This window comes from Paraburkholderia youngii (assembly GCF_013366925.1).
GTDB lineage: Bacteria > Pseudomonadota > Gammaproteobacteria > Burkholderiales > Burkholderiaceae > Paraburkholderia > Paraburkholderia youngii.
Genome location: NZ_JAALDK010000001.1, coordinates 2,685,745 through 2,697,971 on the forward strand (window position 1 = coordinate 2,685,745; position 12,227 = coordinate 2,697,971).

Below are 12,227 nucleotides of genomic sequence, written 5' to 3' on the forward strand. Positions count from 1 at the left end.
CTCACTTCGGCTTAAACCGCCCCGTCTTCTCCGTCGCCTCCGGATACTGCCGCGTCTCGCGCACCGACAGCGGATGCCACAATTTCGCGCCGCCCTCGATCCCCGCGTCGTTCGATACGGTCGCCACGTTCGCCGGCAGCTTGAACTTGATGCGCGCCGCGTTGCCGCCGCCGATCCACAGCTTGTCGTAATTGACCAGTGACTCGAGAATGCCGATCACCTTCTCGACACGCCGGCTCCAACGCTTGTTGCCGACCTGCTCGCGCGCGGCCTCGCCGATGTATTCGTCGTACGCGACACCCTTCTTGCTGACCGGATGATGCGCGAGCTCCAGATGCGGCATCAGCTCGCCATCGCGAAACATCGCGGTGCCGGCGCCGGTGCCGAGCGTCAGCACGAATTCGAGGCCGTGGCCTTCGATTGCCGCGAAGCCCTGCATCTCGGCATCGTTGATCATTCGCACCGGCAAACCGCCCAGGCGCCGCGCGAGCGGATCCGCGAGCGCGATGTCGTGCCAGCCTTCGATGCCGAAATGCGGCGCGGTCAGAATGCGGTTATTACGCACGACACCCGGAAAGCCGATCGAGATACAAGCGGGCTGCACCTGCTCGATGAGCGGAGCCACGAGTTGCGCGAGCGCGTCAACCAGTTGATCCGGCGTGCACGGATGCGGCGTCGCAACGCGCACGCGCTCGGTTTTCATCTGCCCGTTGGCGTCGATGATCGCGGCCTTCAGGCCGGTGCCGCCGACGTCGATCGCGAGGATGTGCTCGCTGCCGCTTTTCGGCGCATTCCGTTTCACTGCGTTCTTGTTGCGTGTCGCCACGATGTCTCCCGGTTGTGGTGAAGCGGTTGTGATGCGTGTCTGCGGGTTGGTTCAAAGGTGCCGCTACGACTTGCGACCGGGCGCTTTCTGCTGCAACGGCCGCCACGCGTGGCCATCGCGCGCGAGCAGCGCGTCGGCTTCGGCCGGCCCGTCGCTGCCTGCCGCATAACCGTGCACGGGCAGAGCACCGCCACTCTTCGGATGCAGCACGTCGTCGACCGCACACCAGGCCGTCTCGATGCCATCGGCGCGTTGGAACAACGTCGCGTCGCCTAGCATGCAGTCGTATAGCAGCGTCTCGTATCCGACGTTCGCGCGCTCGTCGAAGAAGTCGCCATAGTTGAATGACGACTGCACCGCACCGACCTGCATCACCGGGCCCGGCGCCTTCACGTTGAAATCGAAACTCGAGCCGTGCTCGGGATCGATGCGCAACGTCAGCACGTTCGGCGTCAATGCGTTGACCGGCGTGTCGCGGAACAGGCGGAACGGCACCGGCTTCAACTGCACCGAAATTTCGGTGCGGCGCACTGAGAGCCGCTTGCCGGTACGCAGATAGAACGGCACGCCGGCCCAGCGCCAGTTCTCGACGAACACGCGCGCCGCCGCGTAGGTTTCGGTCGTGCTGCCGGGCGCGACGTCGGGCTCCTCGCGATAGCCCACACCGGCGGACCCTTTTTCGTACTGGCCGAACACGACGTCGTCGGGCTTGAGCGGCTGGATTGCGTCGAACAGCTCGACCTTCTTGTCGCGGACGGCTTCGGCGTCGAACGAATTCGGCGGCTCCATCGCCACGATGCCGAGCAGCTGAAACAGATGGTTCGGCACCATGTCGCGAAACGCGCCGGTCTGCTCGTAGAATCTGCCGCGCCCTTCGACGCCGATCGTTTCCGCCGCAGTAATCTGCACGCAGTCGATGTACTCGCGCCGCCAGACCGGCTCGAACATCGCATTCGCGAAGCGCACCGCGAGAATGCTCTGCACGGTGTCCTTGCCGAGAAAATGATCGATGCGGTATACCTGCGACTCCCGCGCATACGACAGGATGTGCGCGTTCAGATCGCGCGCCGATGCGAGATCGGTGCCGAACGGCTTCTCGATCACGAGACGCCGAAAGCCGCCGTTCGCGCCGTCGCCTTCCTTCAGCAGGCCGGCTTTGCCGAGCCGCTCGGCGATCGGTTTGAAAAAACGCGCGCCGACCGCGAGGTAAAAAATCACGTTGCCGACTTTCGACTGATCGAGTTTCTGTTTCAGCTTCGCGAACGTGTCGTCGGATTCGAACTCGCCCGCCATGTATTCGAGGCGCTGCGCGACCCAGCTCCACGCGTTGTCGTCGAGCTTGCCGGCGTGGAAGGTGCTGGCTTTGTCGGCGGCGAATTTCTGCAGCGACGTATGCAGTTCGTCGCACCATTCGCGCGTTTCGCGCTCACCGTGATTGACGCCGATGATCTTCATGCCGTCATCGAGCAGGCCATCGACCGAGAGGTTGTAAAGCGCCGGCATCAACAGACGTTTGGTCAGATCGCCCCCCGCGCCGAAGATCACGAGCGTGCACGGCGGCGCGGGCTTCTTGCCGGCCGGCGACGACAGCGTGTCGTATCGGTTCGAAATGAGCTTGCAGCTCGAGGCGGGCGTTGCGTTGGGTTGATCGGAAGAGGCGGAAGAGTTCGGTGTAGTCGACATGAAATTCACCTGGAACTTGGAAAGCCGAGAGAACGAACGTGGCGATACATGAAAGACCACGCGCGCTGCCGCACAGTTCAATCGCCTTCGCGCGCGAGCGCGCGGCGTGCTTACTTCGTCGTCGCGGCCGCGAGCGACGGTACCGGTTCATTCACCGGAATCGGCGCGGGCGCCGGCGCCGGTTCCCCCGCCAGCGGCACGTTGCCCGATGCCGCCATCGCGCGCGGCTGCAACAGCAACGCGACGAGCCCGGTCCAGCCGGTCTGATGCGAAGCCCCGACGCCACGACCGTTGTCGCCATGAAAATACTCGTGGAACAGGATCAGATCCTGCGAACGCGGGTCCGCCTGCAACAGCGGATACGCGCCCATCACCGGCCGCTCGCCGTTCTTGTCCTTCAGGAACAGCGTGGTCGCGCGGCGCGCGAGTTCGTCGCCGATTTCGCTCAACGAGAACTTTTGGCCCGACCCGGTCGGATACTCGACGCGGAAATCATCCCCGTAGTAACGATGAAACTCGTACAGCGATTCGATCAGCAGATAGTTGACCGGCATCCACACCGGCCCGCGCCAGTTCGAATTGCCGCCGAACACACGGGTATCGGATTCGGCCGGCAGATACTTCACACAGAAGCTGTTGCCGTTGTGTTCGAACACGAACGGATGGTCGCGATGGCAACGCGACAACGCGCGCACGCCGTGATCGGAAAGAAATTCGCTTTCGTCGAGCGCGCGCCGTAGCAGCGCCTTCATCCGATGCCCGCGCAGCAGCGACAGCAGCAGCGCGTTGCCCTTGCCGGGCTCGTTCCAGCGCGACACCAGCTTCGCGAGATCGGGCCGATGCTCGAGAAACCATACGAGGCGCTCGCGCAAGCCCGGCAAGCCGCCATGCAAACGCTCTTCGAGCACGTGCACGGCGAACAGCGGTATCAATCCGACGATCGAGCGAACGCGCATCGGCATGTTGCTGCCGTCCGGCAAGCGCAGCTTGTCGTAGAAGAATTCATCCGCGCTGTCCCACAGGCCCGTGTCGCAGCCGTCGTCGCAACTGACCGCTTCCGCGATGTACAGGAAGTGCTCGAAGAACTTCACGCCGATATCGACGAACACGTGATTCGCGTAGGCGAGTTCGAGCGCGATACGCATCAGGTCGAGCGCATACGCGGCCATCCACGCGGTGCCGTCGGCCTGGTCGATGTGGCCGCCGGTCGGCAGCGGCGATGAGCGGTCGAAGATGCCGACGTTGTCGAGACCGAGAAAACCGCCCTGAAAAATATTGTGGCCGTCGGCGTCCTTGCGGTTCACCCACCACGAGAAATTCAGCAGCAGCTTGTGAAACACGAGTTCCAGAAAATCACGGTCCGCCTTGCCGGTCAGCGCGCGATCGATCTCGTACACGCGCCATGCGGCCCACGCATGGACAGGCGGGTTTGCATCGCTGAGTGCCCATTCGTAAGCCGGCAACTGACCGTTCGGGTGCTGATAGCGGTCCTTCACGAGCAGCAGCAACTGCTTCTTCGCGAACGCCGGATCGATCAGCGCGAACGCGGCCGCGTGAAACGCGAGGTCCCACGACGCATACCACGGGTACTCCCACTTGTCCGGCATCGACACGATGTCCGCATTGCACAGATGTCGCCAGTCCCTGTTGCGGCCCTGCTTGCGCGCGGCGGGCGGGCTCGGCTGCAGCGGGTCGCCGTCGAGCCAGCGTTGCACGTCGTACTGGTAGTACTGCTTCGACCACAGCATGCCGGCGAGCGCCTGACGTTGCACGAGGCGCGCATCGGGGTCGGTGATCTCGTGCTGCAATGCGCCATAGAATTCGTCGGCCTCGGCGAGGCGGCGCGCGATCAACGCGTCGGCATCGAATGGCGCTTCATCGCTCGCCGCTTGCGGGCGCCAGCGCAGATACACGACCGCGCGTCCATGCGGCCCGAGTTCCAGCGGTGCATGTGCGGCGGCCTTGGTACCCGCGTCGCGACGGATCGCGTTCGCGTCGCCGTGCACGAGGTAATCGTTGAAGCCGTCCTTGAACGGGCCCGCGCCGTCCATGCCGAACAGCCGCTTCACGTTGGTGTCGTTCTCGCAGAACAGCCACGCGAGTTGCGGTGCGTCCTTCGACCACGCGGTCACGACGATCGGTTCATGCACATGATGATGGCCAAGCAGACGCACCGCGCCGTCGTGGTCGGTGCCGGCGACGAGCTTCGGCTTGTCCTTGTTCTCCTTCCACGACCACGAGTTGCGCGCCCAGATCTGCGGCAGCACATCGAGCGACGCCGCCTCGTCCGCGCGATTTTCGATCGTCACGCGCATCACGATGTCGTCGGGCGTGTGCTTCGCGTATTCGACCTGCACATCGAAATAGCCCAGATCGTCGAACACGCCGGTATCGAGTACTTCGTACTCCGGCATGTCGCCGCCGCGGCGCGCGTTTTCGTCGATCAGGTTCTGGTACGGATAAGCCGCATGCGGGTACTTGTACAGCATGCGCATGTAGGAGTGCGTGGGCGTGCCGTCCAGATAGAAGTACAGCTCCTTCACGTCCTCGCCGTGATTGCCCTGCGCGTTGGTCAGGCCGAACAGGCGCTCCTTGATGATCGGGTCCTTGCGGTTCCACAGCGCGAGCGATACGCACCAGCTGAGCCGGTCGTCGCCGAACCCGGCGATGCCGTCTTCGCCCCAACGGTAGGCGCGGCTGCGCGCATGGTCGTGCGGAAACGAGTCCCAGGCGGTGCCGTTCGCGCTGTAATCCTCGCGCACCGTGCCCCACTGGCGCTCGCTCAGATACGGCCCCCAGCGCTGCCAGTGGCCGCATTCGGGCGAATGCAGCCGGGAACCTTCGATCGTGGCAAGCAGATTGGCAGCGCGCAGCGGTGGCATGAGAACGTCCTTGCAACAAGCCTGGCGGTAGGACCCAACATCGTAGCGCGGTTTACGCCCCGTCGCGCTCGAATCGGGCAAGCAGACTTTCGACGCGCAGCATTTCACCGAGCGACCATGCCTGGAACGGCGTGCCGGCGGGCGCGTACGGCGCGTCGCCGTCGGCGATCTCGGACAGGTGGTCGAGGCCCGCGTGATCGAGATGCGCGTACAGCGGGGCGAGAAAACGCCTCCTCGCCTGTGTGAGATTCGTGGCGCTTGCGCCATTCACTCGCAGCCACGCTTCGACGAACGGGCCGATCAGCCACACCCACACGGTGCCCTGATGATAAGCGCCGTCGCGTTCGAGCGGCGCGCCGCCGTAGTGGCCACGATAGGCCGGATCGGAAGGCGCGAGCGAGCGCAGGCCGAGCGGCGTCAGCAATTGCGCTTCGACCTGCGCCACCACCGCGCGCGCCGCCGCGCCTTCGAGCAGCGGAAACGGCAGGCCACCGATCGCGAAGATCTGGTTCGGCCGGATCGAGCGGTCGACCGTGCCCGGCACATGATCGACGTCGACGTTATCGAACAGCGTCTGCGTGGCCGGATCGACGAAGCGCCGGCGAAATGCGAGCGCCGCGCGCTCGCCAGCCTGCCGCCACTGTGGGTTCCATGCCGACGCGATTCGCAGTGCGTTGATCCATAGCGCCTGCACTTCGACCGGCTTGCCGATGCGCGGCGTGACGATCCAGTCGCCGACTTTCGCGTCCATCCACGTCAGTTGCACGCCGGGGATGCCGGCGCGCAGCAGACCGTCGTCGGGACAGCAGCCGATGTTAAAGCGCGTGCCGTTCGTGTAGCCGGTCAGGATCGTTTCGGCGGCTTGCTGCAGATGCGCGCGCGTCCGCGCGCTTGCATGGGGCGTAGCCAGATAGTCGTGAACGGCGACGATGAACCATAGCGACGCATCGACCGAGTTGTATTCGGGCGCGTCGCCGTAGTCGGGGAAGCGGTTCGGCAGCATGCCGTCGGACAACGTGCCCGACCATTCGAGCAGGATCGCTTCGGCGTCGTCGAGACGGTTCGACGCGATCAGCAGGCCGCGCATCGCGATGAAGGTGTCGCGGCCCCAGTCGGTGAACCACGGAAAGCCTGCGAGGATCGTGCGGCCTTCGTTGCGCGTGACGACATAGGCGTCGGCCGAGCGTTGCAGGCGCGAGCCGAGTGCGGCCCGACGTTGTCGTTCGGTGTCGGCGAGTTCGGAGGCGCGGGCGGTGGTCCGGGGATTGTCGTTGATGCTCTGGGTGGCGGCAGTGCTCGCTGCACTCAGAATCATCACCGCTTCGCCCTCGGCGAGATCGAAGCTGAACACGCCGGGCGCCGCGAGGTCTTCGCTGCAATCGAGACCGCGCTCCTGCTCGCGCACGTAGCAGAAGTTGCGATACCAATCGGGCGCATGCGTATAGGTGCCGTTCGTCGCCGCCCGCACGACCGGCAGTCCGCCATAAGGCCGCCAGCTCGCGCACGATTGATCGGCGCTGACCTGCGCGCCGAAGTCGAAGGTCGGATTCTCGTGATGCAGCGCGTGATAATCGCGGCCCGACAACAGCGGTCTGACCTTCAGCACGGGCGCATCGAGTTCGCCGCCTTCGAGCCGCCAGCGCAATACCGTTTCGCACGTCGCTTTGCTGACGAACACGTCGGCGATCATCGCAGTATGCGTATCGAGTTGAACGCGCCAAGTCGGCCAAGGCGCGGTATCGAAACCGAGCAGGTTGCCGCGCAGATCCGGATAGATCAGGTCAGGCCCATAGCGTTGCATGGTCAACGGGAAGCGCTCGCCGCCCGCCTCGACCCACGCCTCGATGCCGTTGACGAGCACCATGCGTCCGCCCGGCGCGCGCGTCGCGGCTAGCAGCAGCGCATGGTAGCGGCGCGTGCGCAACATACCGACCGTGCCTGACGCAAAGCCGCCGAAGCCGTCGGCTTCGAGCCATTCGTCTTCGAGTCGCGAGATGTCGATGGGTGGATCGATGCGAGTCATTGAATCGTGCTCATACGCGAATCGTAATGCAGCAAACATAGCGCAGATGGCAGCGCAATGAACATTGATCTTCCCAATACTTTCCGTTTTCTTTCGATCAACCGACGACTAGCCCGCAACTGATCGGCAAGAGCAACGCGTCACCGACAGCGAAACACCCCAACGGCACGTTCACCCGCTATTCTTCCTTTACGCAGAAGGTGATATTCGATGACATCAACTAGCCGTCGCCGTTTCCTGCAAACCGTGGCTTCATCCGCGGGCGCCGCCGCCGCGATGACCGCATTGCCCGAGTCGATCCGCAACGCGCTGGCAGTGCCCGCGTTTTCGCGCACCGGCACGATTCGCGATGTCGAGCACATCGTCGTGTTCATGCAGGAGAACCGCTCGTTCGACCACTACTTCGGTCATTTGCGCGGCGTGCGCGGCTATAACGACCGCTTCCCGATCCCGCTGCCGAGCGGCCTGCCGGTGTGGAATCAGCCGTCGAAGGAAGACCCGGCGAGGCCGGTGCTGCCGTTCCATCTGAACACCGCGACGACGAGCGCGCAGTGCGTCGGCGAACTCGATCACACGTGGTCCAAGACCCAATCCGCGATCGACGGCGGCCGCCACGACCAGTGGCCTGCCAACAAGACCGACATGACGATGGGCTACCACCTGCGTAGCGACATCCCGTTCCACTACGCGCTCGCCGACGCGTTCACGATCTGCGATGCGTACTTCTGCTCGCTGCCGGGCCCGACGCACCCTAACCGCGCGTATCTGATGACCGGCATGGTCGACCCAAGCGGCACGCTGGGCGGCCCGCTGCTCGACAACAACGATTGGGCGGACGGCGATCGTCCGCCGAACTATCAGTTGCTGTCATGGACCACGTATCCGGAGCGTCTGCAGGCAGCGGGCATTTCATGGCAGGTCTATCAACAGGGCACGACGGGCTTCGATCCGCTGTACGGCAACTACGGCACCAACATCCTGCAGAACTTCACGAACTTCATCAACGCGCGGCCGGGTTCGCCGCTCCACGAGCGCGCGCAAACCGTGCGCACGATCGACGACCTGAAGGCCGACGTGCTCGCGAACCGGCTGCCGCAGGTCTCGTGGCTGTGCCCGCCGGCCGCGTATTCGGAGCATCCGCGCTACACGCCCGCGTACGGCGCCGAATACACGTCGCAGATTCTCGACGCGCTGACGTCGAACCCCGAAATGTGGAGCAAGACCGTGCTCTTCATCATGTACGACGAGAACGACGGTTTCTTCGATCACCTCGTGCCGCCGCAACCGCCGACGAAGTCCGCGCAGGGCAAGTCGACGGTGACGACCGACGGCGAGATCCACGACGTCGTCAATCCGCTGCGCGGCGGCAGCTACAGCGCCGACGGCTGTCCGTACGGACTCGGACCGCGCGTGCCGATGACGATCGTGTCGCCGTGGACCAAGGGCGGCTTCGTATGCTCGCAAGTGTTCGATCACACGTCGGTGATCCGCTTCATCGAAACGCGCTTCGGCGTGCATGAGCCGAACATCACGGCATGGCGTCGCGCGGTGTGCGGCGACCTGAGCACCGCGTTCGACTTCCGCACGCCGGATTCGAAGATGCCGACGCTGCCGGATACCAAAAGCTACCTGGACATGGCCGACAACCAGTGCAGGACGCAACCGAAGCCGACCGTGCCGACGACGTCGACTCCGATCGAAGCGCAGGAAGCGGGCATCCGCTTCGCGCGCGCGTTGCCGTACGAACTGCATGCGAACGGCGCGGCGAACGTGGGCAAGAACACGTTCGAAATCACGCTCGGCAATACCGGCGAGCAGGGCGCTCACTTCTGCGTGTACGCGACGAATCGCACCGACGGTCCGTGGCGCTACACGGTCGAAGCGGGCAAGTCGCTCAGCGATACGTTCGACCTGAGCGCGACGAACGGCGTGTATGCGTTCGACGTGTTCGGCCCGAACGGCTTCGTGCGCAAGTTCGCGGGCCACACGCGGGCGAGTGCGCAGAACGGACACGGCAACGACAAGCCGGCTCAGCCTGAAGTGACCGCGCGATACGACGTCGCGAATGGCAACGTGTTCCTGAAGTTCACCAACAGCAGTGGTGGCATCGCGCATCTGACGGTGATCGACAACGCATACGGCGCGCGGCCGCGCACCGTGGTCGTGCCCGCCAATGCGCGTATCGAAGAAGGCTGGGTGCTTACGTCGAGCCATCACTGGTACGACCTGACGGTGACGAGCAGCGACGACGCACGCTTCTCGCGCCGCTTTGCCGGTCACGTCGAGAACGGCCGGCCGAGTATCAGTGATCCGGCTGCGGTTGCGCCGGTGCTGACGGCGAGTTGATGTCTGCGCTCGCGGTTGGGTTCGGCATCCTGTTCCCCTCCTAGGCGGACAGGATGCCGATGTCTTTCAGGCGTTCTTAAAGACCAACGTCCGGCAGCGTCGGACGCGTAGCGAGCGCCTTTGCGACGATTTCTTTGACTTCGGCGAGCGTATCGCCTTGCAGCGCGAGGCGCGGCGGACGCGTGACGGCGCTGCCGCGCCCGAGCAGTTCCTCGCATAGCTTGATGCATTGCACGAGGTCGGGGCGCGCGTCGAGGTGCAACAGCGGCATGAACCAGCTATACAGCGCCAACGCCTCATCGAAACGCTTTTGGGTGGCGAGGCGAAACAGCGTCTCGCCTTCCTTCGGGAACGCGTTCGACATGCCCGACACCCAGCCTTCCGCACCCACCGCGATGCTTTCGACCACCACGTCGTCGAGGCCGGCGAACAGTACGAAGCGGTCGCCCACCGCGTTGCGCAGATCGATGAAGCGCCGCGTATCGCCCGACGAATCCTTGAAGCAGACGATGTTCTCGCAGTCCTGCAGCGCGATCAGCACGTCCGGCGTCACGTCGTTCTTGTAGATCGGCGGGTTGTTGTAGATCATCACCGGCAGGTCGGTGCTGGTCGCGACCGAGCGGAAATGCGCGGCGGTTTCGTGCGGCTTCGCGGAATAGACGAGCGCCGGCATCACCATCACGCCGTCGACGCCGACACGCGCGGCTTCACGCACCGTCTGCCGTGCGAACTCGGTCGTGAACTCGGCGACGCCCGCGACGACCGGCACCTTGCCGCCGGACGCGTCGCGCGCTGCCTCGATCACCTGAAGCTTTTCCGACGTGCTCAGCGAAGTGTTTTCGCCGACCGTGCCGCAGACCACCAGACCCGACACGCCGTCCTTGACGAGATTGGTGACCACGCGGTGCGTCGCGTCGATGTCGAGCGAGAAATCCGTCTTGAACTGGGTGCTGACGGCGGGAAACACCCCGCTCCATTGGATAGCCTTGCTCACTTTATCCGTCTCCTTCAAAAAGCCGGCCGCGCCGACACACGTTGAGTATGACGACGAGTATCGGCCTTTGTCCGGAAGCGGGCTTGGGCTTTTTCGCGGCTGAAAGAGATTAAATCCGCACAGTCGGCGAGACGCGGAATGGCCGCGTCGGATCGCGCAATCCAACTTCACGGCAACGCGGCTGCGGCGCATGTGAGCGCCGTCGCGCGAGGCGTTGACGCGGTCCTGGATGCCGAGTCCGGCATAGCGGCACGCGATGCGTCGTAACTCGTGCCGCCGGCGCGCAGGCGGTGCGACGAAGAGCGCGGGCCCTCCGTCAATCGATCAGGCGCCCAGCAACACGCCCGTTCTGATCGGCCGCGTGCCGCTCACGCGACCGAGCGGCGCACCGGCCGTCACGAAACGGATCGCGCGTCGCATATACAGCACCCCTTCGGTCTGGCTCGCGATCGTGGTCGTCTCGTCAGTCAGCGGATCGACGATATCGAACAGCGGCTGGCCGACGCGGATCGTGTCGCCGATCTTCGCGCGGTGCACGAGAATCCCGCTTACCGGCGCATAGAACTGCTCGCTGCCCGCGAGCGGCGTCGCCGGCGACAGAAGCGGCGGCAACGGCTTGGCCTCACCGCGAATCGCACCGCGCCACACCAGATAGTCGACGAGCGCGTCGGCATCCTGCTGCGCGACTTCGTAAGACACGTCGCGCTGGCCGCGGCATTCGACCGTCACCGCGATCGACCCGGTCGGCACCGGCTTGCTCGCCGGCATCTGCTGCTGCAACTTCCACCACAGCAGGCTGTGGGTTTCGTCGAACGCGCCGCCGCCCGAATCCGTCGCGAGCAACGAGGCCTCGGCGCCGAGGTAGCGCGACAGCGGCTCGAACTCGGCCCACGCGGCCTCGCTCGTGTACACATGCATCGCCGCTTCGAGCGAGCAATGCAGATCGATCACGACGTCCGCGTCGCATGACAGCTTCAGCAGCGCCAGTTGCAGCGACTCGAATTCGGTCAGCGGCTTCTGTTGCGCGAGTTCGGCCGTGAGCAGTGCGCGCACGATGCGGCGGTTCGCGTTCGCGTCGGCTCCCAGCGCCTCCTTTGCATCCTCGACGAGCTTCGTGAACTGCACGAAATGCCGGTTGAAGTTCTTGCCGCTGCCGAGATCGAAGCGGCCGACGAACTGACCGAGCACGTATTGACTGAGCCCGACCGGATTCGACACCGGCACGAGCACGATTTCCGCATTCAGCGCGCCGGCCTGTTCGAGGTCCAGCAATCTCCGCTTCAACAGCACCGTGGTCAGCATCGACGGCGTTTCGTCGGCATGCAGCGACGCCTGGATGTAGATCTTCTGCCCGCTATTGGCCAGGCCGAAATGAAACGACACCAGCTCGCGGTGCGTGCCGATAGCCGGCGACAGAAGCGGAATCGATTGCCTGTTCATGAAGGGAAAGCCGTGAAGAAAAGTTGGAAACCT

Annotated in this window: 7 protein-coding genes; 1 reads left to right on the top strand and 6 read right to left on the bottom strand. The window is 64.4% G+C overall.

What is annotated here, in order from left to right:
* Position 1: 1 nt before the first annotated feature.
* From G5S42_RS12470 to G5S42_RS12485, 4 genes are all read right to left on the bottom strand, one after another.
* On the bottom strand, positions 2-826 hold the full coding sequence (locus G5S42_RS12470) for an ROK family protein (protein ID WP_176107010.1): 825 nt from the start codon (positions 824-826) through the stop codon (positions 2-4).
* A gap of 63 nt (positions 827-889) precedes the next feature.
* A complete protein-coding gene (gene zwf / locus G5S42_RS12475; RefSeq protein WP_176107011.1) occupies positions 890-2,509 on the bottom strand; it encodes a glucose-6-phosphate dehydrogenase in 1,620 nt (539 codons plus the stop codon).
* 110 nt (positions 2,510-2,619) lie between these two features.
* The gene (locus G5S42_RS12480) at positions 2,620-5,391 is read right to left on the bottom strand and encodes an MGH1-like glycoside hydrolase domain-containing protein (protein WP_176107012.1); all 2,772 of its coding nucleotides are present in this window, start codon (positions 5,389-5,391) and stop codon (positions 2,620-2,622) included.
* 52 nt (positions 5,392-5,443) lie between these two features.
* A complete protein-coding gene (locus tag G5S42_RS12485) occupies positions 5,444-7,414 on the bottom strand; it encodes an amylo-alpha-1,6-glucosidase (RefSeq protein WP_176107013.1) in 1,971 nt (656 codons plus the stop codon).
* A 210-nt stretch (positions 7,415-7,624) separates the two neighbouring features.
* Between G5S42_RS12485 and G5S42_RS12490 the strand changes: the two genes are divergently transcribed.
* Positions 7,625-9,760 (top strand): phosphocholine-specific phospholipase C, encoded by a 2,136-nt coding sequence (locus G5S42_RS12490; RefSeq protein ID WP_176107014.1) that lies wholly within the window; start codon positions 7,625-7,627, stop codon positions 9,758-9,760.
* A gap of 76 nt (positions 9,761-9,836) precedes the next feature.
* On the opposite strand, the gene G5S42_RS12495 is transcribed toward G5S42_RS12490, so the two are convergent.
* Entirely contained in the window at positions 9,837-10,754 is a 918-nt protein-coding gene (locus tag G5S42_RS12495) for a dihydrodipicolinate synthase family protein (RefSeq protein WP_176107015.1), read from the bottom strand.
* Between the two features lie 324 nt (positions 10,755-11,078).
* Positions 11,079-12,194 carry a succinylglutamate desuccinylase/aspartoacylase family protein gene (locus G5S42_RS12500; protein WP_176107016.1) on the bottom strand — a complete coding sequence of 372 codons (1,116 nt, stop codon included), beginning with the start codon at positions 12,192-12,194 and terminating at the stop codon, positions 11,079-11,081.
* Between the last annotated feature and the right edge of the window lie 33 nt (positions 12,195-12,227).